Origin of the sequence: Ruania alkalisoli (assembly GCF_014960965.1) — a bacterium.
Lineage (GTDB): Bacteria > Actinomycetota > Actinomycetes > Actinomycetales > Beutenbergiaceae > Ruania > Ruania alkalisoli.
Window position 1 is genome coordinate 1,488,958 of record NZ_CP063169.1, and the last position, 22,961, is coordinate 1,511,918.

Genomic DNA, 22,961 nt, shown 5'->3' on the forward strand with positions numbered 1-22,961 from the left:
GATGAGCCGACGCCGAACGCGACTTCCCCTGACCATCCTGGCGGCCGCCGTCGGGATACTCTGTGCGATCCCGTTGCTGTGGGTGCTCACCAACTCCCTGCGCCCCGGTGCCGAGACCTTCGGCACCATCAGCCCGCTGAGCTGGGAGACCTTTCTCACCCTGACCCCGAACGTGGACAACTACGCCGCGCTCGCCGGGACCTCGCTCGGGCGAGGAATCCTCAACTCGATCATTGTCAGCGTGGCGACTGTCGCCGTCGGGCTAGTGATCTGTGCCATGGCGGCGTTCGCACTCGCAGCCCTGCCCTTCCGGGGCCGTAGCGCCGTGTTCTCCGTGATCGTGCTCAGCTTCCTCATCCCGTTCGACGCCATCGCCATCCCGCTCGCGGACGTCTTCCGCACCTGGAACCTGCAGAACACCTTCACCGGCCTGATCCTGCCCGGCCTCGGCAACGGGATGGCGGTCTTCCTGCTGCGGCAGTTCTTCCTCGCCGTGCCCGAGGATCTGGCCGAAGCGGCGAGGTTGGACGGGCTCGGGTGGTGGGGCATCTTCTCCCGCATCTACGCCCCGCTCGCCCGCCCCGCCATGATCGGTGCCGCACTGATGCTGTTCCTGTTCCAGTGGCAGGCCTATGTATGGCCGCTGCTGATCGGCACCGACTCCGAGCACATCCTCGGACCCGTCGCGCTGGCCAATATGCAGGGCCAGTTCAGTGTGGACTACGGGCTGATGTTCGCCGGAGCGGTCGTGCTCATCGCTGTGCCGCTGGTGATCATCCTGACGCTGCAGCGCTACTTCATCCAGTCCGTCACCACCTCCGGCCTCAAGTGAGCCCGGTGAAAGCGAGCATCACCGCCCCATGAGTACCCACCACAGCGTCGTCCTCGACACCGACCTGGGCACCGACGTCGACGACGCGATGGCCCTCGCCCTGCTGCTCGGCTCTCCGGAGGTGGAGCTGGCCGCGGTCACCACCGTCTACGGGGACACGCTCCTGCGTGCTCGGCTGGTGCAGCGGTACGCAAGCCTGGCCGGACGGCGCCTGCCGGTCTGGGCGGGAGAGGCTGCCACCCGCTCCGGTCGGGAGGTCTGGTGGGCCGGCCACGAGGGGTCGCTGCACCCTGGCCTGGAGGCTGAGAATGTCGAGCCCGGCGACGGCGCAGCCTCCCTGGCCGAGGCCGTCACCTCCCGGCCGGGCCGGGACGTGCTCGCCATCGGACCGCTGACGAATCTGGCCCTGGCTCTCGAGCGCACACCTCCCATGGCGGGCTCCGCCCGCGGATTCTGGCTCATGGGTGGCGACTTCACCGCACCCGAGCCCGAGCACAACATCCGCTCCGACATTGACGCGGCCCGGGTGGTCTTCGACTCCGGCGCCTCCATCGTGATCGCCGGGGTGGACGTGACCCGGCAGGTGCGGATCGAGGCCCGGCAGCTCGAGCAGATCGCCGGCGCCGGACGGATCGGGGCGGCCCTGGCTGCCGACATCGACCAGTGGTGGAAGTTCTGGAATGAGACGTGGAACGTCCCGCACGATCCGGTGGCGGTGCTCGCGCTGTTGCGTCCGGAGCTGGTGACGCTCTCGGAGCCGGGGCGAGTGCACGTCAGCGACGATGGGGTCACCACGCACGAGGTGTGGCCGGACGGGAACGTGCGGGTCGTCCTCGAGCTGGACGCCGCTCGTGTGGCCGAGGAGATCGTGACCAGGATCGTCCGCGCGGGGGAGGCTGCCGCCACGTAGCGATCCGTACGATGGACGGCATGCGTCGACCGATCCTCCTGGGCAGGCTGTTCCCGTTACTGGCTGTGGCGGTGATCGCGGCACTGGCCCTGCTGGGATCGCCCACGGCGGCGCAGGCGGACGCCGAGGACGCATGGTCGATCGAGCAGTACCACGTGAACGCCGTGGTGCACCCCGAGGGCACGATCGACGTGACCATCGATATGACGTTCGACTTCGCCGACGAGGCCGGGCATGGGCCGTTCCTGACCCTGGTGGAGCGGCAGGAGATCCCGGACGACCCGGACCACTACCGCGTGCTGGAGTACACCGGCATCACGGCATCCTCGAACTCCGGGGCGCCGGCCGACGTGCACACCGAATCCGACGACGGTGGGCTGATCGTCTACGTCGGTGACGAGGACCAAGAAGTCTCTGGGGCTCAGCAGTACACGATCTCCTACACCGTGGCCGGGGTGCCCAACTCGGGTGCCGGCGCCGACGGCCAAGATGAGATCTTCTGGAACGTGATCGGTTCCGCGTGGGAGGTGCCGATGTCCGACGTGCTCGTCGAGATCGACGGACCGCACGCCATCCGCGACGCCGCGTGCTACGTGGGACCGGTGGGCAGTGACGACATCTGCTCCAACGCGACCTACCGGTCCGACGGTACAGCCTCGTTCGACGAGCCTGCCCTCGGCAGCGGTGAGGGGTTGACCATCGTGCTCGCCTATGAAGCGGGCACTTTCGGGGGGATCGAGCCCATCCTGGACAGGCGCGTCACCTGGTCGAACTTCTTCGGCGTCGGAACGTTCGCACCCTGGTTGGGGCTACTGCTCGGCGGTGGGGGGATCGCGGCCGTGGTGGTGCGCGCCCGCCAGCGCGGGCGCGACCGCGCCCACCTGGGACTGACGCCCGGCCTCACCCCGGTCGATGGTGCCGGCGGGTATGGGGAAGGCGCTGCGGCGGGTGGTGCCGTCGCCGTCCGCTTCACCCCGCCCGACGGCGTCACGCCCGGTGCCGCCGGCACTCTCCTGGACGAAGTGGCTCACACCCACGATGTGACTGCCACGATCGTGGACCTCGCGGTGCGCGGGTACCTCACCATCGAGGAAGTGCCCGCGGATGAGAGCAACGACGGCACGCCGGACTGGTGGCTGCGCCGCACCCTCACCGGGCCGCAGGCGAGCTGGGAGGGGCTGCTTCCGTTCGAGGAGACCATCCTGCGGGGTGTGTTCCCGGGCAGCGATCCGACCGTGCGGATGTCCGAGCTCGGGGCCGAGTTCGCGAAGTCGATGACGCGGACGCAGTCCAAACTCTACGACCGGGTGGTCGAACGCGGCTGGTTCCGCAACTCACCGCAGCAGGTGCGGAACGCCTGGGTGGCGGTGGGTGGGTTGATTCTCGTTGGGGGAATCGGAGCGACCATCGCGCTCGGGGTGCTCACCGGCTGGGGATTCGCCGGGCTCGCGGTGGTGCTCACCGGGATCGCGGTGATGATCGCGGCGTCCTTCGCGCCGGCGCGGACAGCGGACGGGACGGCAGTGCTCGCCCAGACCCTCGGTTTCAAGCAGTACCTGGAGACCGCGGAGGCGGATCAACTGCGGTTCGAGGAAGGGGAGGACATCTTCTCGAGGTACCTGCCGTTCGCGATCGCCTTCGGAGTGGCCGAGCACTGGGCGGGGGTGTTCGCCGAGGCGGCCGCGGCCGGGCAGGTGCGGATGCAGCCCACGTGGTACGTCGGCGCCACGCCCGGGCTATGGACGGCGGCCGCGTTCACGAGTGTCTCCGGCTTCGCGAGCTCGGCGTCGGTGTCGGTCGGGGCGGCCGTCTCGGGCACTAGTGGTGCTTCCGGCTTCTCCGGCGGCAGCGTCGGCGGCGGTGTCGGTGGGGGTGGCGGCGGAGGTTGGTGAGATGGGTAGATTGGTGTGCGACCCACACTCAACCACGAGGAGCCAGCCATGGGCTTCGCCCTGCACCGCCTGCCCCTGCGCCTGACCGCGGGAGCATTCATTCTGAACTCCGGCGTGAACAAGCTGAGCCTGGATGCCGAGTCCGCTGCCGGCTTGCAGCAGATGGCACTCAATGCCTTCCCGCAGTTGGAGGCGCTCTCTGCCGGGGATTTCGGCACCTACCTGGCAGCGGGCGAGGTTGCTTTGGGCAGCTCGCTGCTCACCCCGTTCCTGCCGAGCAAGCTGGTGGGTCTGGGACTGACGGCGTTCGCGTCGGCGCTCGTTTTCACCTACCTGCGTACGCCGGGCCTGACCGAATCCGACGGGATCCGCCCCACCCAGGCCGGTATCGGGATGGCGAAGGACATCTTCCTGCTAGGCATCGGCCTGGCGCTGCTGCTGGAGAAGAAGAAGTAGTCCCGGAGCCGGGCCGGGTGAACTCGCGACGGCGCCGTGGCCCGGCACCGGTCCGCCCGGGACGAGGCTGAGCTCAGTCCGCTGCGGGTCAGCCCGCCACCGGACGCGCCGGTCGCTTGCTGCGGTTCCCAGCCTCGGCCGCGATCTGCTTCTTCGTGGCCGCGAAGGAGCAGATCGGGCACGTGGTCAGGTCGTGACGCTGCGCCGGGCAGAACTCACGGCCGAAATAGATGATCTGCAGATGTCGGCGGTTCCACACCTCGCGCGGGAACACCTTCTTCAGATCGGCTTCCACCTTCTCCACCGATGTGCCGGTGCTCAGCCCCCACCGGCGGGCGAGCCGGAAGATGTGGGTATCGACGGGGAAGGCAGGGATGTCGAAGCCCTGTGCCATGACGACGCTGGCCGTCTTGTGCCCCACCCCTGCCAAACCCTCCAGGAACTCCCAGTCGGGAAGAACCTCACCACCGGCGTCGACGATCTGACCGGCCGCCGTCCAGACGTTCCTGGCCTTGGTCGGCGCCAGGCCCACCTGCCGGATCAGCTCCAGGATTCGCTCCGGTCCCAGGGCATACATCTGTGACGGCGTGCTCGCCTCGGCGAACAGCGCCGGCGTGACCTGGTTGACCTTCGCGTCGGTCGTCTGCGCCGAGAGCGCGACCGCCACCAGCAGGGTGTAGACGTTGACGTGATCCAGGGCGATCGGGGGGTCGGGGTAGAGGTCATCGAGGATCTCACCGATTCGCTCGGCCTTCTCTGTCCGTCGCACCAGGTCAGCCTACCGATGCGGCGGGCCGTGAGGACGGGCGGGCGGTGCTGGCGAGGATGTGGGCGAGTGCTCGGGGGCCTGCGGAAATAACCGTGACAGCACGAGTGTTGGGAACTGTAGAATGATGCGATGACGTCGGCGGACTTGAGCTGCCGGGGTCGGTGAACAACTCAACAGGGGGGTGATCGGTTTCGACGACGGTTGTCGTTCCAGGAGAAGCGGGTCGAGGATGCAAGGTCATCTCGTCAACGCTCCTTGCAAACCAATAGGTGCCGATTCCAAGCGCACCGACTTCGCCCTCGCCGCCTGAGCGAGCTCCGAAGTCCGTCAGCCCGGGTTAGCTCTCGCCCCGGTTCCTGGCGTCAGCTAGAGAGCCACTGCTCGTAACCCTCGTCATCGGGGTTGCGGGGACATCTAGATGACTGAGCCCGTCAGCGACTTGTCTGCGTGATCGCTGGGGCTGAGAAAATCTACTAGCAGACTGCGCCCGGAGAAGTCCTGGTTCCGCACTGTCGGACGCGGGTTCGATTCCCGCCACCTCCACTCACGATGAAAGACGGCCCACGCGTTTCGGGCCGTCTTTCATCCTTGTGCACGCAGAGACTGTCAGGAGCTGTGCTTCACGGTGCGGTAGATCGCGAGCACGATCAGTGAGCCGATGATCGCCGTGATCAGCGACCAGAACCAGTTGCCGGTCAGCGCGAGGCTGAACTCCCCGTGGAAGATCAGGTTGCCTAGCAGCCCTCCGACGAGTGCACCGATCACACCGAGCACGATGGTGGCAAGAATTCCACCGCCCTGCTTGCCGGGCATGATGAGCTTTGCCAGCGCTCCGGCGATGAGCCCGATGATCACATAAAAGACGATGGTCATGGTGAAGTCCTCCGTGGACGTACAGCAGTGTCGTCCCGGCGGCTTGAGACGAACCGATCATGCCCGAACCGCGTCGCAGCGTCAATCGGTGTGACGTCGGCGGATCGTCAGGTCGACACCTGGTTCCGGTGCCCCGCGACGACCTGCCCGGCCACCGTCGCGAGCTTGGAGTTCAGCTGGTTGGAGGTGGTCCGCAGGATCTCGAACGCGGCGTCGTCTGAGATGCGGTGGTAGGCCATCAGCAGACCGATGGCCTTGCCGATCTCCCGGTTGGAGGCCAACCCTTCACGCAGGGTAATCACCTGATGGTGCTCGGCGGAGGCCTGGAGTGCGACGGATGTGAATGCCGCGAGGATGGCTGCCTGGTTCACGCCCTCGTCTGTGAAGCCGCCGGGTCGATCGCTGAAGAGGTTCAGAGCGGCGACCTTGCGGCCATGATGGGCGATACGGAAACCGAGCATGCCGCGGATCGGGGTTTCGGCCAGGAGGAGGCTGCGTAGTTCGGGCCATGGAGCGTCCGGGTCGTGGAGGTCGGGTGCGAGCTGTGGCACCTCCTCCTCGATCGCGTCCACGCAGGGCCCGGAGCCTGAGACGCGTTCGTACCGGTCCACGGCAGCGGCGATCTCATCTGTCGCGGCGGGCGTCGTCCATTCCTCGCCGCGGCGCAGCATCAGGCTCGCGCGATCGCAGCCGGTGATCAACGTCGTGGCCGCATGGCAGACCACGGTGTAGGTCGTCTCATAGTCGTCACTGGCGTAGAGAAGGTCGCCGAGCTGCCGGAAGGTGCGAGCGGAGGCTGACTGGGCGTCGTCGTTCACCGTCGGAACCATGGTGCTCCTCGTTCTCGTCTGACCGGCCGATCATCCGGCAACTCAGTATCACTCGTCCTGGCGCGCCGTGGCGCGGGAACGGCGCGGGAACCACTAGCGTCGTGGCCGGGGCACTGGACGACAGGAGGGGTGATGTCTGACTGCGCGATCAGCACCGACGGGCTGCGCAAGAGTTATCGCGGCGTCCGGCGGCGCGTGGCCGTCGATGGGCTGGACCTGCGTGTTCCCGTGGGCGGGGTGCACGGGTTCCTGGGGCCGAACGGGTCGGGGAAGACGACGACGATCCGAATGCTGCTGGGATTGATCCGCCCGGATGACGGGGAGATCCGGATCTTCGGTCACGAGGTCCCAGCCGCGCTGCCGGACGTGATCGCCCGGGTCGGCGCGATCGTGGAGTCGCCGAAGTTCTTCCCGAACTTCACCGGTCGGCAGAACCTGGAGCTGCTTGCCTCGGCGATCGGCACCAAGCGGCGTCGCGTCAGCAAGGTGCTGGCCGAGACCGGTCTCGCCGACCGCGCCGGTGACCGCTTCGCCACCTACTCCCTGGGCATGAAGCAGCGACTCGCGATCGCGGCAACGCTGCTGAAGGAACCCGACCTGCTGATCTTCGACGAACCGACCAACGGCCTCGACCCTGCGGGGATCCACGAGATCCGCACCACGATGCGCAGGCTCGCTGACGAGGGCCGGACGGTGCTGGTCAGCAGCCACATCCTGGCCGAGGTCGAGCAGATCGCCGACACGGTCTCCATCATCGGACGCGGGCGTCTGATCGCCTCTGGCTCGGTGGCCGAGATCATCGGCGACCGGGCGGAGTCCGTGCGTGTGGTCCTGCGTCCGGACGAAGGGGAAAGCGCCAAGGGCGTGCTCACCGCAGCAGGGTTGACGGTCCGGCTCGATCATGGGGACTTGCTCGTCGACGGTGCCACCGACCCGGCCGACGTCAACCGCCTGCTGGCCGAGCAGGGCTTGTACGCACGAGAGCTGGGAGGAGTGCGCGTGGGCCTTGAGTCCGTCTTCCTCGAACTCACCCACGACGCCGAGCTCGGCCGTACGCGCCGGCGAGATCGCCGCCATGGCACCGGGGATGAGGCCGCCTGATGCTGCTGCGTACTGAGTTGCGGCGCCTGCGGATCCGGCGCCTGGTGTGGTTGTTCGTGGTCGCCGGGATCCTCGGTTCCTTCTTCGTCCTGTTCACCACGTGGGTTTCCGCCCAGCCGATCACCGACGAGATGCGCGAGCAGGCCGAGATGGCCTACCAGGACCAGCTCGAGCGGTGGGAGGAGCACGGCGAGGAGGAGATCGAGCGCTGCGAGGAAGATCAGGCGCGGATGGCGGATGAGACGGGGGAGAATCCCGGTTTCGACTGCGCCGACATGATGCCGCAGCGCGAGCACTTCCTCCCGCACGAGCAGTCGCTCGCCGAGCACGTGGAGTGGCCGGGCCTGACCAGCGCAGTCATGATCCTTGGCGTGGTCGGCCTCGCCATCGGTACGACGGCGGTCGCGGCCGAGTTCTCCAGCGGCGCGATGGCCACCCTGCTCACTTTTCAGCCGCGGCGGCTGCGCGTCTATGCCGCCAAGGTCGGCGCTGTCGCCCTCGCGACCGTGCCCCTGTCGCTGCTGTTGTGCACCATCCTCGGTGTCGGGATGTGGGCGGTCTTCGAGATCCGCGGGCTCGATGCAACCGTCAGTGATGCCTTGCTCTGGACGGCGGTCCGCGCCCTGGCTCTCCTGCCGGCGGCGGCGATTGTCGGCGCCGTGCTCGCGTTCCTGCTGCGGTCCACCGCGGTGGTGCTGGCCGTGGTCGCCGGGTTCGCGATCGCCTGGGAGGCGATCGGGGTGGGCATGGCTCAGACACTCGTGCCGTTCTCGATCCGCGCCAACCTCGTCGGCTGGCTGCAGTACGGCCATACCTACTTCGTGAATGCCTGTGAGTCTCAGCCGGACGGCAGCGTGTTCTGCGACAGCACCGAGCAGACAGTCTCCTTCGCCTGGAACGCCGGTTTCCTGGCCGTCGTCGGGGTGGTGCTCATCGCCGTCGGGGCGCTCGTGTTCCGCCGTCGCGATCTCTCCTGACGGGTTCCCACTCGGTCAACGCTGAGTTGCTCGGCGTTTCGGCGCCGGATGCCGAGCAGCTCAGCGTTCGCCGATGCGGTGTGGTGAGTCAGCGGAAGCGCTGCACCGCCAGCGGTGCCGCCGCGGCGATCTCGCGCACCGCCGGGTGTTCCGCACGGGCGAGCACCTCACCGATCGCGCCGCTGGCGACGAACTGCCCGTCGGCGAGGAAGTGCACTGACGGGCACATCCGCTCCACGAGCTCCAGGTCGTGGGTGATGATCACTGCCGCGGTTCCGAGCTGCTCCAAGAGCGCACCGATCCGGCGGGCCATGTCCCCGCGTGACTGTGGATCCACGGCCGTGAAGGGTTCGTCCAGCACTAGGATCTCCGGCCGGGTGGCGAGAGCGGTCGCCAGCGCCACTCGCTGGCGTTCGCCGCCGGAGAGGGTGAGCATCACGCGGGAGGCGAAGTGCTCAGGCAGCGCGACGGCGTCCAGCAGCTCTGCGGTGGACGTCGCGTGTGTGCGCCCCGCCTTGCGGGCCTCCTTCACGGCTGTCTTGAGGTTGCCCGCCACCGTCAGCCGGGGGTCGGTGATCGTCAATGAGTCCTGCGACTGGAACCGGACCGCCGCGGTGAAGTCTTTCTTGTTCTTGCGAGGCAGGCGGCTCACCGTGCGTCCCTCGTAGGTCACCTGACCTCGCGTGGGTCGCATGCTCCCGCGCAGCAGCCGCGCGAGCGTGGTCTTGCCGACGCCCGAGGGTCCGATGATCCCCAACGGCGCATCACCAGCGGTGATCGTGAGGTCGATACCGCGGATGACCTCGTTGCCGGGGTAGCCACCCCAGAGGTCGTGGGCCTGGAGGACCGAACCGGCCATGCGCGCTGTGCTCCTTCATGAGTGGGCAGGGGACTGCCTGCATGCTATCCGCCGTACATTGATGCCCCGGCCTCGCGCCATCCCACGCGGCGAACGCTGAGTTGCTCGGCATCTGGCGAGCAAACGCCGAACAGCTCAGCGTTCGCAGGGACGGGGCGTGGGGCCGAGGAGCGCTGTCGCCATCGCGGAGTGCGCCGAATCTTCACTGCTGGGGTGGAACATGCCGGCCAGCACGTCCCGGTATAGCCGACCCAGTTCGCTCCCGGTCCGGTAGGACGATCCGCCGGCCACCTGGACCGATGCCGTCACCACCTCCCGGGCCACCTCGCTGGCCCGCCACTTCAGCGCCGACAGCCGCGGGAACCAGAGATCGCCGTGGTCCACACTCTCGTCCACGTCCCGTGCCAGCGCCTCGATCTGCTGGGCCACGCCGTCCAGAGCGATGCCTGCCGAGGCGATACGGCGCCGCACGTCCGGATCGTGAGCCAGCGGTGCGCCGTCGTTCTTGCGGGAGGTCCGGGCCCGCGCGGCCTCGACAGCCAAGGAGAGTGCGCGCTCGGCGATCCCGGTATAGACGGCGGCCAGCAAGATCTCGAAGCAGGCAAAGATGCCGAAGATCAACGGGTCCGTGCTCGGCCCCGGATCGATCCGGCGGATCACTCGCTCCGCCGGGGCGTACCCGCCGCGCAGCAGCGTGGTCTGCGACTGCGAGGCCCGCTGGCCGAGGGTGTCCCAGTCGTCCAGGATCTCCACCCGACCGGCACCCACTTCGTCCCGGTCGAGAAAGGCGAACACCGACTTCGGAGCATCGGGGCTCGTGGTGTCCGTGCCGAAGACGCCCAGGCGTGTCCACGCGGGGGAGAGCGAGGTGAAGATCTTGGTGCCGGTGAAGCGGTAGCCGCCCGCGCTCTCAGTGCTGTCGGGCTCAGCCTGAGTCGTCGAGCCGAAGAGCATCAGGTCGTTGCCCGGTTCGGAGATCCCGAACGCGAAGATCTCCCCGGCGGCCGCTTCCGTCAGGACCTGGTCGGCGAAGGTCTCGCCGCGCGCGCGTACGACGTTCGCCACGCCGACCCACACCTGATGCATGTTGACCGCGAGTGCTGTGGCCGGCGCGGCTCCTGCGAGCGCCTGCTGGGAGCGGGTCAACTCGGCCAGGCTCAGACCGCCGCCGCCCCAGGTGGCGGGCACATGTGCTCGCAGATAGCCGGCCTGCACCAGATCGGCGAGGTCGTCGGTGAAGAAGGTGTTCTCACGGTCGTAGCGCGCGGCGCGGGATCGGATCGCCTCGAGGAGGCCGGGATCGAAGAACTGGTCGTCGCTCACCTGCCCAGCGTAGGCGCGGATACGCATGATCTACCGATGTGGCGGCAGCGGTGTCGTCCCTAGCGTCCGGAGGGCACTGCCTTCTGGGCCACGACGCGCCCAGGTTCGGATTCGAGAGGACACCATGCAACAGACACCACGGGCGCGCTGGCGAACGGCGCTCGCCGCAGTCACGACGGCGGCGCTCACCGGAGCGGGAATGGTCGCCGTGGCGGCACCCGCCCAGGCCGCGCCGACCACGCTCACGTTCGATGATCCGAGCGGTACGGCCTGGACTGTGCCCGCCGGGGTGAGTTCGATCGAGGTGATCGTGGTCGGCGCTGCTGGCGGTGGGGGCGAGACACTCAACATTCCCGGCACCGGGATCCCGCTCTCCGGCGATGGTTCCGGCGGTGCCGGCGCCGTGATCACCGGAACGATGGGCGTGAGTGCCGGGCAGACCCTGACGTTCTATGGATCCACGATGGGCGGTCCGGTGGGCACCAGGCACGAGCCCGGCGGTGGAGGTGACGGATTCGTGCGCGGTGGCCAAGGAAACACCGGATCTCTCTTGGGCAAGGCCGGCGGTGGTGGCGGCGGTGCGAGCGCGATCGTCAGCGGCGTAGCCCCGCTTGTCGTGGCCGGTGGCGGCGGCGGTGGTGGCGGACGTGGCGCGGGATTTGCGAACTGCCATGGCGGCCACGGGGGGCACAGCGGAGAGGACGGCCAAGGCGGGTACGGGATCTGCAGTGGAGCGGGAGCTGGAGGCGCGGGCGCCAGTCCATTCCTGTATCAGCAGCCCGGTGGCCCGGGCAGCGACGCCGGCAACAGCTCCAGCGGCGGTGGAGGTGGCGGCGGTGGCGGTGGCTACGCGTTCAGCGGGAGCGGTGGCCGCGGCAGCAGCGTGGGCGGCGCTGGCGGTGGAGGTGGAGGTGGCGGCGGCTCGTTCGCGACTGTCGACGCCCTCTCCACCGAGCTCGATGATCAACTCCGGGACGGGTTCGTCCAGATCACCTTCGATCCCACATTCGCCACCAGCACGACCGTGACGGCAGAGCCTGCTTCAGGTCTGGTCACCGGACAGGAGACAGATGTGCGGGTCGAGGTTGCGAACCTGGACACCTCGGAAGTCCCGGCTGGCGCGGTGACTCTCACCGATGGTGACTCCTCGTTCGGACATGCACACCTCGACGGCGGTGAAGCCGTCTTCCGGGGAGTCCAGCTGCCAGTCGGCACCACCACACTCAGTGCGGAGTACCGGCCGGACAATGAGAAGTTCTCGGGATCGGCTGGAACACTGGACATCACGGTCGATCCTGGGCAGACCACTACCACCCTCCAGATCGACCCGGAGGATGCTGTGCACGGGCAGGATGTGAACCTCCGCGCCCTCGTCGCGCCTGTCTCCCCGGCGTCGGGAACAGTCGCCGGGGAGGTCTCCTTCGAACTGGATGACGGCCCGCTCGGCACGGCATCTGTGAGTGACGGCATCGCGGAACTGGACATCCCGGCGGACTTCATCGGAACCGGCCGGATCACCGCCTCTTACGAGGGGTCTGCGTCCTTCCGGTCCTCCGCCTCCAGCGGTGTCACCCTTGCCGTGGACAGGGCAGTCTCGACCCTGAGCCTCGACCTGCTCCCGGCAGATCTCATCGTCGGCGAGACGTCCTCGGCGGTCGCGATGGTTGGCACAGCTCAGCCCGGCGCCGCCAGCACCGAGGGCACCGTGCAGTTCTTTGTCGAAGGCCAGCCGTGGGGCGAGCCGGTCGACGTCGACGATGATCGGGCGACCACGCCCCTCGATGCACTGACGGTCGCAGCCGGTGATCACGAAATCAGTGCGATCTACAGTGGCAATGGCGAGCGCACCGCGGCCGAGAGCGAGCCGGAGGTGCTCTCGGTGGCGCCCGCCGACGCGCATGTCACCCTCGAGGTCGCCCCTGACAGGCCGGTGTACTACGGCGACGTGGTGACTCTGGATGCGTCGATTGTGCTCATCGAGCCGGCCATGACCGCTGTGGGGGGTGCGATCGCGTTCTTCGCCGGAGACGAGCTGCTCGGCACGGCACCAGTCACCGAGGACGATCCGGGCACGGACGGCAGCGGGGGCGGAGCGGATGGACAGACCCCAACCGAGGCCGCGTCTGTCTGGGAGCCACGCAGCGCAGCGGCGCAGCTGGTACTGGACGGCCTTTCTGTGGGCGTGCATGAACTGCACGCCCAGTACCTGGGAACCGACTCGGTGAACCCCGCCCGATCTGAACCGGTGGGCCTGGAGGTGCTCAGCACACCCGTGCTGGTGACAGTGGCGACCTCACCGGAGCAGTCCGAGGAGGGCACGGAGGTCACGATCAGTGCCATCGTCGAACCCGACACCGACAGCGCGCACGTGCCCACCGGGCGGGTGCAACTGATTCTCGACGGAACCGCGTGGGGAGAGCCTCTGGATCTCATCGACGGCGGCGCCTCGACCCTGACGTCGGTGCTCCCCGTCGGTCAGACGCAGGTGCAGGCGCGCTACCTCGGTGACGACGGACACGAGGTGGGCACCTCACCTGAGGTTCCCCACACGGTCACCGCGGCGCAGATCGAGGACGCCGACAGCGATTCTGATGGGACCGCTGGCTCTAGCGGCAGTGACGGTTCTGACGCGACGGACGGCGCGCATGGCACCGGAACCGATCTCGCGAGCACCGGTGCGAGTATCGGTGCGGCGGCACTGCTCGCGCTCCTGCTGCTTGCCGCCGGGGTCGTTGTGACGACCACCCGGCGCACGGCTCGGTGTCGATGATCGGCTGATCTCAACCGCGTGCGGACCTGGCCAGTGCTGTGGCTAGGTCCGCACGCGAATTCACCCCGAGCCGGGTAAAGATGTGCCCGACATGGGTGTCGACAGTGCGCAGGGACACCACCAGCCGCTCGGCGATCTCCCTGTTCGACAGGCCGGCGCGGACAAGGGTGGCGATCTCCTGCTGGCGAGGGGTCAGGGTCACCGCGGGCAGTGGTGCAGGCACCCAGACGCCCCGGCCGACCAGCCGCCCGGCGATCCGTGCGGTGAGCGTCTCATCACCTTCCGCCAGGGCTTGGGTGTGCGCCAGGAGTTCGGGGGGAATCAGACCGTCCACCCGGACCGCAGCCTGCGCCACGCCGTCCACCTGCTCAGCCGTGGGTCGGCGGTGGCGTGCGGTCGCGACGCAGCCCAGGTGCCGCGCCAACAGCACACCGAGCCACAGTTTCTCGCGGGCACACTCTTCGGCCACTGCCGCACACCGGGAGTCGATGTCTGGCTCCTCCAGTGCCACCGCAACAGCCAGGACGCGCACCTCGTTATCGCTGGACACCGCCCGGGAGCCGCGAGAAGCGATCCGATCGTAGGACTGCCGTGCTCGGGCAGCACCGTCGAGATCACCCAGCGCGGCGAGGCAGTAGGCGAGCCCAGCCCACGCTGTCCCCGCAAACCCCGTGGGGTCGCGTAGTGCGAACCCCGACAGGGCTCCGCGGTAGTGATCGGCCGCCGCGGACCACTCACCCCGTGCTGCGTGGAACCGTCCTGAGCCCAGTTGGGTGACGGCGTCGTCGTATCGTGCCCACCGGTCCTCCGTGTGAGGCGGGTGCGTGGCTCGCTCGGGGTCGCCGAGCCAGATCGCTGCCATGAAGCGCGCGGCGACGATCTCGGAGAGCAGCCAGGGCCAGCCGACGGCCTCATGCCAGGAGGACAGCGCGCCGTCGGCGATCGCTATTGCCTCCTCGCCCCGCCCGGACTGACCGAGGCCGAGGACCAGGGAACCGATGACACTCAGACGCAGCTCCGGATCCGCGCACTCACGGGCGAACCGTTCCAGCAGCGGCAGGCCCTCGGCAAACCGGCCGGCGTAGGCGAGCCGGATCATCCGGTCTGCCGCCTGAGCCTCGTGCAGGCCGGGGTCGGCCAGGGGCCCGCTCGCCGTTGCCGTCACCGTAGCCAGCGCGGCATCGGCGTCATCGTCGCTGAACTGCTGCAAGTCGGCGCGCAGTTGGGCGTAGCGCCAGCACAGCCGGTTCTGGCTCGCCGTCAGATGCGGGAGTACCCGGTCCAGGTCCGCTCGCGCCGAGTCGTCCGCCCCGGCGAACCTCGCGGCTTCCGCCCGCACCAGGAGCAGGTCGATGGCGCGGGCCTCGGCCGGTTCGAGCAGATCCAGGGCGGCGTCGCTGAGCCGTCGCGCCAGCGGAAGGTCGGCCACGGTGGCCGCTGCGTGCACGGCGGCCACCAGATCCTCCGCGGCGGGCCGCACCTCGCAGGTCAGGGCCCAGTCGACCATGGAGAACAGCGCCGCCGGGTGGGACCTCTCGGACCGCGTCGCCGTTCCTCGGGAGCCCAGCCGATGGAAGAGTTCCCGACGGCGTCCGGGCAGGAGCGTAGCCCGGCTCACCTCAGCGTGGAGGGGGTGAGCGAGGCGGGCTCGGGGGACGCCGTCGTGGTGGTGGGATTCGGTCACGACGAGACCGCGCTGGACGCTGCGCTGGAGCGTGCCGTCTGAAACGGAGCCGTGCAGCCGGTGGATGGCGGTGGGGCCCGCCAGCGCGAGCAGATCGATGAGATCACGCTCGTCTTCGGCCAGGCCCGTCAGTTCGGCTGCGATCAGGTCGGTGAGACGGTCGCCCACCACAGAGTGGTCACGCCAGATCCAGGCCCCATCCACCCGCACCAGGACGTTCGCCTCCCACAGCGAACGCACCAGCTCGCGCAGGTAGAGCGGATTGCCGCCGGTCAGATGCCATGCGTCGCGTGAGGTCTGCCGGGCCACAGGTCCGGCCAGGGCGGCGGTGAGGAGTTCCTCCACCTCGGCAGGACCGAGGGCACTCACGTCGATCCGCTCGATCCGGCCTCGACGGAGCAGTCCTTGCAGCGGTGCCGGAGGTCCGGGCTGACGCCGGCACGTGCTCACCAGCTGGGCCGTTCCTGCGTGCACGAGCTCGGCGAGCACCACGGCGGTCGCTTCGTCCACCAGGTGCACATCGTCGACGACGAGCGTGGGGACGGGCTCCAGCTGCGAGAGCGAGTCCGTGCATGCCGCGACGAGGCGGCCGATGGCGTCCGGTCCTGGGACATCGGAGGAACCGATGAGCGGTTCGAGGACGGTCCATGGGGTGGCGATCATCGCCGCCGGTGTGCGCAGCCAGATCGTCGTGGAGTGTTCTCCGCTCTTCGTGCCTGCCGCGGGCTCTGTGCGGGACCCGGATGTGGTGCGTGATTCAGCGGCGGTGACCTCGCCCGCCATCAGTGACGTCTTACCCACTCCTGGATCGCCGATCAGCATCACGCTGGTCCCCTCGGCGAGAGTGGTGCGCAGCGGCTCTCGGACGGCCGGGCGCCTCAACTCCGGCCAGGGTGCTGTGAGAGTTCCGGCCGCCGGGGCGGGAAGGTGACGAGACGGCACCAACTCACGCTACCGCGAGGAGTTGGGCGACCGTGCAGAGTCTGGTGAGCGGTGCGGTTCAGCGCGCACCCTGGCGGGCTCTCGACGGGGTCCGGCCGTTCTGCACGGTCGACGGCAGTCCGCACCAGACGATCGAGCAACTGTGGCTGGAGTGACGTGTGGGACAAAACGGACGTAAGTGTGGCTTCGGATGGTCCAGATCGGCGGAAACACGCCGAGAAGCGCCCTCAAATTGCCCGATCACGGCGTGTGAAGTCGTAGTGTGACGACAGCGCTCCCCGATCGGGGAGCGGCCACGAACGAAGGGAAATCTCCGTGTCCGTCAACCGCACTGAGCTCGTTGCCGCCATCGCCGAGAAGGCTGGACTGACCAAGACCGACGCCGACGCCGCTCTGGGCGCGCTGCAGGAGGTCCTGGTGGAGTCCCTGGGTAAGGGTGAGGCTGTCAAGGTGACCGGCCTGCTCTCCGTGGAGCGCGTCGAGCGCGCCGCGCGCACCGGTCGCAACCCCCGCACTGGCGAGGAGATCCAGATCCCCGCCGGCTACGGCGTCAAGGTTTCCGCTGGCTCCGCCCTGAAGAAGGCCGTCGCCAAGTGATCTCCGGCGGCCGCTGAAGGTCGCCACTGACGAAGGGGCGTGGGAGTGATCCCGCGCCCCTTCGTCATGTCCGCGTGCCATGGGGCTCGTGACTGTGTGGTCCATGACGGCGGAGCCACGGGTTGCCGAGACCAGGTCGCCTCGACGTACGCCTTCTTTGCGTTCGCCCCTGGTGGCCGGCTCTGTCCGCGGGCGAGTGTTGACGCGTGTTCAGGGCGGCGCGCAGCGGTCCCTGCCTATCCCTGCTTATGCCTGTCCTCGCTTCGCCTGCCTCTCGCGTGCGCGCCCTACAGCCTCCTGTTCTCGTTTGACCGCCTCGCGGAGCTTCTTCTCCGCCTCACGAACGGCCTTCTGAGCCTCGCGGCGGGCACTGCGAGCGGCGCGCACCCGTGGGTCTTTCGGGAAGGCATCAGTGTCCGCGTCCTCCGAGGGGGTTGGGACCGAGGCTGGTGCGCCCTCCGAGCGAGCCTGCACATACTGCTTCACTCCGTCGAGGATGCGTTCCAGTCCGAAGGCGAACGGATCGGCATGAGCGGTGAAGACGCCCGCATCGATCGCCTGCCGGAGCGCTGGGAACTGCTCCGGCGTGACGAGCGTGGCGACGATGTGCGCCACTTGACGGTCGAGATCCTCGGGGGAGACCCCTTCGGCGCGAGCGCGTTCCTCGTATCCGCGCTCCACGTGAGCGGTCCACCGGGCGTGTCCGGTCATCGTCAGCATCACGGCGACTCGTTCGAGCGGCTCGAGCGGCGTGTCCTCAAGAAGTCCGAGAGCGGCGTCCATCCAGGCCAGGTTCGCTGGAGTGCTCGGGATCCCGTCGATGGGCAGGTCCAGCATCCACGGGTGCGCGGCGTGGACCGCCAGGGTTTCCCGGTACCACTGGATCATCCCCTCACGCCACGTGGGTGCCTCCGTGACGGTCAGCGGCGGGACGCCGAGTGCGGCCTCGCCCATCAGGAGCAGCAGGTCGTCCTTGCGCGTGACATACCGGTACAGCGACATCGTGGTGAAGCCGAGGCGTTTCGCCACTGCAGCCATGGAGACGGCGCCGAGGCCGTCTGCGTCGGCGATCTCGACGGCGACGTCGACGATCCGTTCCAGGCTCAGCTCCCGCTTGGGTCCGCGCTGTTGCGGGTGGGCGGCCACGCCCCACGCGAGTGCGATACCGCGGGGAAGCTCGATCTCGTCCGGTTCGGTGTCCATCGCCTCAGCCTAGTTCTGTGTATGGCATAGACAACTCCAGTGTATGTCGCATACAGTTTATGGCGTACACGATACTGAGGAGGAGCGATGGATGACGCCATCGACGTGCGCGGCATACGCAAGTCGTTCGGTCAGGTGCAGGTGCTCGCAGGGGTGGACCTGACGGTGAGCCGCGGGAGTGTGCATGCCCTGCTTGGTTCTAACGGCGCCGGCAAGACCACACTCGTGACGATCCTGGCGACGCTGCTACGGCCCGACGCGGGGACCGCGACCATCGCCGGTGCCGACCTGGCTGACGATCCGCTTGCTGTCCGCCGGAGGATCGCGCTCACCGGGCAGTCGGCCGCCGTGGACGAGGTACTCACCGCGGAGGAGAACCTGCGAATGATGGCGTGCCTGCGCGGGCTCCGGGGCCGGGCGGCTCGCCAGCGCTCACGGGAGCTGATCGAGCGATTCGGCCTGGCGGACGCGGCCGATCGGCGTGTCAAGACCTACTCCGGCGGAATGCGACGCCGGCTCGACCTAGCGCTGAGCCTCGTGGTGGCCGTGCCCGTGGTGTTCCTGGACGAACCGACCACCGGCCTCGATCCGCGCAGCCGACGCGAGCTGTGGGATGTCATCCGCAGCCTCCGCCAGGACGGCGCCACCGTGCTGCTGACCACGCAATACCTGGAAGAGGCCGATGAGCTGGCCGACATGGTATCGATCCTGCGTGACGGGCGCGTCGTCGCCGAAGGCTCACCGGCCGAGCTCAAGCGAACGGTCGGCGAGGACGTGGTGGAGGTGAGGGACGCCGTCGGGACGGTGCTTCACAGCGAGCCTACGGACGGTACCTCTGCCGGCCTGCGCCGGGCGCTCGATGCGATTGACGCGCATGGCCTCTCCGGTGAGGTGGTGGTGCGCCGGCCCAGCCTGGACGACGTGTTCTTCGCACTGACCAGCCATACCCAGAGCCACGACACGACCGAGAACCCCGGCGACCAAGCAGGCAGCCTCGCCAGCGCAGAAAGGATCCCGTCATGAGCGCACCTGTTCACGCCGCTGCGCCAGCGGCAGCACGACTTCGGCCCGGTGCCGTGGATGCCGTCTTCATCGCGCGTAGCCTGCGCCATAGCGTGCGCAACGTCGACGCCATGCTGATGGCGATCCTGCTGCCGGTGATGCTCATGCTGCTGTTCGTCTACGTCTTCGGCGGTGCGATCGACTCGGGCGGGGACTACGTGAACTACGTGGTGCCAGGCATCATCCTGCTGTGTGCCGGGTTCGGTGCCTCCTCGACCGCCATCGACGTGGCCGGCGACAAGGCGTCCGGAATCATGGACCGGTTCCGCACCCTGCCGATCCGCAGCTGGGCGGTCGTGACCGGGCACGTGGTGGCGAGCCTGGCCCGTAACCTCGTCGCGACGGTGGTGGTGCTCGGCGTGGCGCTCGCGATCGGGTTCCGGCCCACGGCGGATGCAGGCGAGTGGTTGCTCGCCATCGTCGTAGTCGCGGCCTACATCCTCGCGATCACCTACCTTTTCGCAGCGATCGGGCTCGCGACGGGCAGCCCGGAGGCAGCGAACGGGTACGGCTTCGTGCTGCTGTTCCTGCCCTACCTCTCCACGGCGTTCGTCGGCGCCGAGACGCTCCCGTCGTGGTTGCGTGGGTTCGCCGAGCACCAGCCGATCACCCCGGTGATCGAGACCTTGCGCAGCCTCCTGATGGGCACACCAGCCGGAACCGCGCCGTTGCTCGCCCTCGTCTGGATGGTGGCGATCCTCACGACGGCAGTGGTGTGGTCGGCGATCGTCTTCGCCCGGCAGGGTGGTCGGCGATGATCGAGGTGAAACGCGCCAGCTCGCTCGGGCCGGGAGCACGAGGAACGGTCGCCCGGCTCCTGACACAGACCTTCGCCGAGGACTTCGCCCCGATCTCCACCGCCACCGACCGGCTGGCCGCGGCCTTCGAGCACATGGTGCTTCTCGACCGGTTCCACGTCGCGTTCCAGGACGGGCAGCCGGCCGGGATCGCGACGGTCACCGAAGGTGAGCAGGAGGTCTTCGCGCCCCGCTGGGCACCGTTCCGTCGTCACCTCGGCGCGGTCCGCGGCACGGTCGGATACCTCGTGGTCCGCACGGCTTTCATGGGTGCCGATCCGGGCGCCACGCCGGGCCGAGCCGAGATCGGGTTTGTCGGCACCGTGCCCAAGTACCAAGGGCAGGGGGTGGCGACTGTTCTGCTCACGGAACTGATGGCGCTGTCAGGTCACCACACGTACGTACTGCGAGACATCAAGGACACCAACGAGGCTGCCCTTGGCCTGTACCGCAAGCTCGGTTTCGTCGACCATTCCCGCCGCCCGGCCCGATTTTCCGCGCGAGCGGGGTTCGGTGCGTACGTCACCATGATCCGTGCACCCGGATGAGCTGGACACGTGCGGGCGCGGGACGCCGTCAGGCTTCGTACAATGGAGACATGAGTCAGCCCACCGGACCGCAGGGACCCCAGGAGACCGAACGCCTGTCCTCGGGGCCGGGCACCGATGTGCTGGAGCGTGAGGAGACCCGGGAAGAAGCCTCGCCCGGCGATGCCGAGCGGTATGCGCACTACGTGAAGAAGGAGAAGATCACGGCGGCCGCCGTCTCTGGCGGCCCGGTCGTGGCGCTCTGCGGCAAGGTCTGGACCCCGAACCGGGATCCGAAGAAGTTCCCGATCTGCCCCGCCTGCAAGGAGATCTACGAGGGCATCACCGGAGGCGGTGGCGACGGTGAGGATTCCTCCGGCGGACGTCGCGGCTTCTTCGGCTTCGGCTCCAAGAAGTGACCGGGCCGAGTTCCTCGGCCATCACTGCGAACACCACGACCTCTCCAGCCGGATCAACAGGTTCGGCAGGGTCCACCAGTGCGGCCTCCAACCTTCCACCCGCCTACCCCGCGCGAGCCCCGTGGGGCACGGCCTCCCGGTTGCGCGCCTGGCAGGCGGCAGCGCTCGAGTCCTATCTGGAGCGCAACCCGCGCGACTTCCTCGCCGTGGCGACCCCGGGTGCCGGGAAGACGACCTTCGCGCTGCGCGTGGCCACCGAGTTGCTGGAACAGCGGGTGGTGCAGCGGGTGACGGTCGTCGCGCCGACCGAGCATCTGAAGACTCAATGGGCCGACGCGGCCGGGCGGGTCGGGATCCGTATCGACCCGAACTTCCGTAACGCCCAGGGGCGTCACGGCTCTGCCTACGACGGCGTCGCTCTCACCTATGCCCAGGTGGCTGCCAACCCCAACCTGCACCGTGCCCGGACCGACGCCGCACGCACTCTGGTGATTCTGGACGAGGTGCACCACGCCGGTGACGCACTCTCCTGGGGGGACGCCATCCGGGAAGCGTTCGACTCCGCCACCCGGAGACTGTCGCTCACCGGCACGCCGTTCCGCTCGGACACCTCACCGATCCCGTTCATCACCTACGAACCCGACGCTGACGGAATCCGTCGCTCCCGGGCCGACCACACCTACGGGTACGGCGACGCGCTTGCCGACCACGTCGTGCGTCCAGTGATCTTCCTGTCTTATTCGGGGCAGATGCGCTGGCGCACGAAGGCTGGGGACGAAGTGAGCGCGCGGCTAGGTGAGCCGCTCACCAGGGACCTGATCGGACAGGCCTGGCGCACTGCCCTGGACCCGGAGGGGGAGTGGATTCCCTCGGTGCTCATGGCGGCTGACCGCCGTCTCACCGAGGTGCGCAGGCATGTGCCCGACGCCGGGGGCCTGGTCATCGCGACCGACCAGACCAAGGCGCGTGCCTATGCCGCGCACCTGCAGCGGATCACCGGTTCGGCTCCCGTCGTCGTGCTCTCGGACGACTCCGACGCCTCTCGCCGGATCGAAGAGTACGCCCAGGGTGACCAGCGGTGGATGGTCGCGGTGCGGATGGTCTCCGAGGGAGTCGACGTGCCGCGTCTGGCCGTGGGTGTGTATGCGACCTCCACCGCTACCCCGTTGTTCTTCGCCCAGGCGGTCGGACGATTCGTCCGGGCGCGTAAGCGAGGCGAGACCGCGTCGATTTTCCTGCCGTCCGTGCCAATCCTGCTCGCATTGGCCAACGAGATGGAGACCGAGCGCGATCACGCCCTGGATCGCAAGAGCGTCGGGGATGAGGCAGTCGAGATCTTCGCCGCCGAGGACGCGGAGCTCGCTGCGGCCAACAAGGAGGAGAAGGCATCCGAGGACCTCATGCTCCCCGGCTTCGAGGCGCTCGAGGCGCAAGCCTCCTTCGACAAGGTGCTCTTCGACGGCGGTGAGTTCGGGATGGGCGCCGAGCTGGGATCGGAGGAGGAACAGGACTTCCTCGGTATTCCTGGGCTGCTGGATGCCGATCAGGTCACCACCCTGCTGCGCTCGCGACAGGCAGATCACGTGGCCGCGCGCCGTCAGAGGGGTGTGGCCGAACCCGCGCCGGTGGACGACCATCGGGTCGTGGCTGAGCTGCGCAAGGAGCTCAACCAGCTGGTGAAGGCGTGGGCGCGGCGCAGCGGTACCCCGCACGGGGTGGTGCATACCCGCTTGCGCGAGCACTCCGGCGGGGGAGACGTGGCGACGGCGTCCGCGGAGCACCTCCGCACCCGTATCGCCAAGGTCCGGCGCTGGTTCGTCGGGCAGTCCTGACGGCGCCGCGTTCACGGACGTGAGACGAGCGGGCGAGTTTGCGCTGTGGAGGGGGCTGAAACTCAGGGTCGACCGCCTTCAGGGGCCGAATAATCGACCCCTGAGGCCGACCAGCTGTCGTCGGTGACCCACGCGAGCTGGAGAGGGGCCTGAAAGTCGGGGTCAACGCGCCTCAGGGGCCGAATAATCGACCCATGAATCACACCCCTGGTGCGGCGGTGACCTCAGCCCCGCTGCGGGCCTGAAACTTGGGGTCAACCCGCTTCATGGGTCAATAGTTCGGCCCCGGAGCGGGGCGGGTCGACC

The 22,961-nt window shown here is 68.4% G+C and carries 21 protein-coding genes and 1 other RNA gene; 15 read left to right on the forward strand and 7 right to left on the reverse strand.

Going from position 1 to position 22,961, the window contains the following annotated elements; all coding sequences use genetic code 11:
• Position 1 precedes the first annotated feature (1 nt).
• The 4 genes from IM660_RS06355 to IM660_RS06370 are packed head-to-tail and all read left to right on the forward strand — an operon-like array spanning position 2 to position 4,090.
• Positions 2 to 832: a carbohydrate ABC transporter permease gene (locus IM660_RS06355; RefSeq protein WP_193498531.1), complete on the forward strand. Its 831-nt coding sequence runs from the start codon at positions 2 to 4 to the stop codon at positions 830 to 832.
• Positions 833 to 860: 28 nt separating this feature from the next.
• A complete protein-coding gene (locus IM660_RS06360) occupies positions 861 to 1,742 on the forward strand; it encodes a nucleoside hydrolase (protein ID WP_193498532.1) in 882 nt (293 codons plus the stop codon).
• A 20-nt stretch (positions 1,743 to 1,762) separates the two neighbouring features.
• Positions 1,763 to 3,634, forward strand: coding sequence for a DUF2207 domain-containing protein (locus IM660_RS06365; RefSeq protein WP_193498533.1), 1,872 nt, complete (start codon positions 1,763 to 1,765; stop codon positions 3,632 to 3,634).
• A gap of 48 nt (positions 3,635 to 3,682) precedes the next feature.
• Positions 3,683 to 4,090, forward strand: a complete 408-nt coding sequence (locus tag IM660_RS06370) for a hypothetical protein (protein ID WP_193498534.1) — start codon at positions 3,683 to 3,685, stop codon at positions 4,088 to 4,090.
• Between the two features lie 88 nt (positions 4,091 to 4,178).
• On the opposite strand, the gene IM660_RS06375 is transcribed toward IM660_RS06370, so the two are convergent.
• A complete protein-coding gene (locus IM660_RS06375; protein WP_193498535.1) occupies positions 4,179 to 4,859 on the reverse strand; it encodes an endonuclease III domain-containing protein in 681 nt (226 codons plus the stop codon).
• Between the two features lie 177 nt (positions 4,860 to 5,036).
• On the opposite strand from IM660_RS06375, the gene ssrA reads away from it, so the two are divergent.
• Positions 5,037 to 5,405, forward strand: a transfer-messenger RNA (tmRNA) gene (ssrA, locus tag IM660_RS06380).
• A gap of 60 nt (positions 5,406 to 5,465) precedes the next feature.
• On the opposite strand, the gene IM660_RS06385 is transcribed toward ssrA, so the two are convergent.
• Positions 5,466 to 5,732, reverse strand: a complete 267-nt coding sequence (locus IM660_RS06385) for a GlsB/YeaQ/YmgE family stress response membrane protein (RefSeq protein WP_193498536.1) — start codon at positions 5,730 to 5,732, stop codon at positions 5,466 to 5,468.
• Positions 5,733 to 5,839: 107 nt separating this feature from the next.
• Positions 5,840 to 6,562, reverse strand: a complete 723-nt coding sequence (locus IM660_RS06390; RefSeq protein ID WP_193498537.1) for a GAF and ANTAR domain-containing protein — start codon at positions 6,560 to 6,562, stop codon at positions 5,840 to 5,842.
• Positions 6,563 to 6,694: 132 nt separating this feature from the next.
• Between IM660_RS06390 and IM660_RS06395 the strand changes: the two genes are divergently transcribed.
• Complete coding sequence (locus tag IM660_RS06395) at positions 6,695 to 7,663, forward strand: ABC transporter ATP-binding protein (RefSeq protein ID WP_193498538.1); 969 nt, start codon at positions 6,695 to 6,697, stop codon at positions 7,661 to 7,663.
• Positions 7,663 to 8,640, forward strand: coding sequence for an ABC transporter permease subunit (locus IM660_RS06400; protein WP_193498539.1), 978 nt, complete (start codon positions 7,663 to 7,665; stop codon positions 8,638 to 8,640). Before IM660_RS06395 ends, IM660_RS06400 begins: the two co-directional genes overlap by 1 nt.
• Before the next feature lie 88 nt (positions 8,641 to 8,728).
• On the opposite strand, the gene IM660_RS06405 is transcribed toward IM660_RS06400, so the two are convergent.
• Both IM660_RS06405 and IM660_RS06410 read right to left on the reverse strand, forming a co-directional pair.
• The gene (locus IM660_RS06405; protein WP_193498540.1) at positions 8,729 to 9,499 is read right to left on the reverse strand and encodes an ABC transporter ATP-binding protein; all 771 of its coding nucleotides are present in this window, start codon (positions 9,497 to 9,499) and stop codon (positions 8,729 to 8,731) included.
• Between the two features lie 135 nt (positions 9,500 to 9,634).
• Positions 9,635 to 10,822 (reverse strand): acyl-CoA dehydrogenase family protein, encoded by a 1,188-nt coding sequence (locus IM660_RS06410; RefSeq protein ID WP_246465181.1) that lies wholly within the window; start codon positions 10,820 to 10,822, stop codon positions 9,635 to 9,637.
• A gap of 124 nt (positions 10,823 to 10,946) precedes the next feature.
• Between IM660_RS06410 and IM660_RS19910 the strand changes: the two genes are divergently transcribed.
• Positions 10,947 to 13,592, forward strand: a complete 2,646-nt coding sequence (locus IM660_RS19910) for an Ig-like domain-containing protein (protein ID WP_193498542.1) — start codon at positions 10,947 to 10,949, stop codon at positions 13,590 to 13,592.
• Positions 13,593 to 13,602: 10 nt separating this feature from the next.
• Here the strand turns inward: IM660_RS19910 and IM660_RS06420 are convergent, their stop codons facing one another.
• Positions 13,603 to 16,218, reverse strand: coding sequence for a helix-turn-helix transcriptional regulator (locus IM660_RS06420; RefSeq protein WP_193498543.1), 2,616 nt, complete (start codon positions 16,216 to 16,218; stop codon positions 13,603 to 13,605).
• Between the two features lie 32 nt (positions 16,219 to 16,250).
• Here IM660_RS06420 and IM660_RS19915 point away from each other — a divergent pair, with 32 nt between their 5' ends.
• Both IM660_RS19915 and IM660_RS06425 read left to right on the forward strand, forming a co-directional pair.
• On the forward strand, positions 16,251 to 16,373 hold the full coding sequence (locus IM660_RS19915; protein ID WP_281389300.1) for a hypothetical protein: 123 nt from the start codon (positions 16,251 to 16,253) through the stop codon (positions 16,371 to 16,373).
• Between the two features lie 160 nt (positions 16,374 to 16,533).
• Entirely contained in the window at positions 16,534 to 16,815 is a 282-nt protein-coding gene (locus tag IM660_RS06425) for an HU family DNA-binding protein (protein WP_159622749.1), read from the forward strand.
• A gap of 246 nt (positions 16,816 to 17,061) precedes the next feature.
• Here the strand turns inward: IM660_RS06425 and IM660_RS06430 are convergent, their stop codons facing one another.
• Positions 17,062 to 18,018 carry a TetR/AcrR family transcriptional regulator gene (locus IM660_RS06430; RefSeq protein ID WP_193498544.1) on the reverse strand — a complete coding sequence of 319 codons (957 nt, stop codon included), beginning with the start codon at positions 18,016 to 18,018 and terminating at the stop codon, positions 17,062 to 17,064.
• An 87-nt stretch (positions 18,019 to 18,105) separates the two neighbouring features.
• On the opposite strand from IM660_RS06430, the gene IM660_RS06435 reads away from it, so the two are divergent.
• The 5 genes from IM660_RS06435 to IM660_RS06455 are packed head-to-tail and all read left to right on the forward strand — an operon-like array spanning position 18,106 to position 22,655.
• On the forward strand, positions 18,106 to 19,041 hold the full coding sequence (locus tag IM660_RS06435; RefSeq protein WP_193498545.1) for an ABC transporter ATP-binding protein: 936 nt from the start codon (positions 18,106 to 18,108) through the stop codon (positions 19,039 to 19,041).
• Entirely contained in the window at positions 19,038 to 19,838 is an 801-nt protein-coding gene (locus IM660_RS06440) for an ABC transporter permease (protein WP_193498546.1), read from the forward strand. Before IM660_RS06435 ends, IM660_RS06440 begins: the two co-directional genes overlap by 4 nt.
• A complete protein-coding gene (locus IM660_RS06445) occupies positions 19,835 to 20,425 on the forward strand; it encodes a GNAT family N-acetyltransferase (protein WP_193498547.1) in 591 nt (196 codons plus the stop codon). Before IM660_RS06440 ends, IM660_RS06445 begins: the two co-directional genes overlap by 4 nt.
• Positions 20,426 to 20,475: 50 nt before the next feature.
• On the forward strand, positions 20,476 to 20,823 hold the full coding sequence (locus IM660_RS06450; RefSeq protein ID WP_193498548.1) for a DUF3039 domain-containing protein: 348 nt from the start codon (positions 20,476 to 20,478) through the stop codon (positions 20,821 to 20,823).
• Positions 20,824 to 20,843: 20 nt separating this feature from the next.
• Positions 20,844 to 22,655, forward strand: coding sequence for a DEAD/DEAH box helicase (locus IM660_RS06455; protein ID WP_193499260.1), 1,812 nt, complete (start codon positions 20,844 to 20,846; stop codon positions 22,653 to 22,655).
• Positions 22,656 to 22,961: the final 306 nt, after the last annotated feature.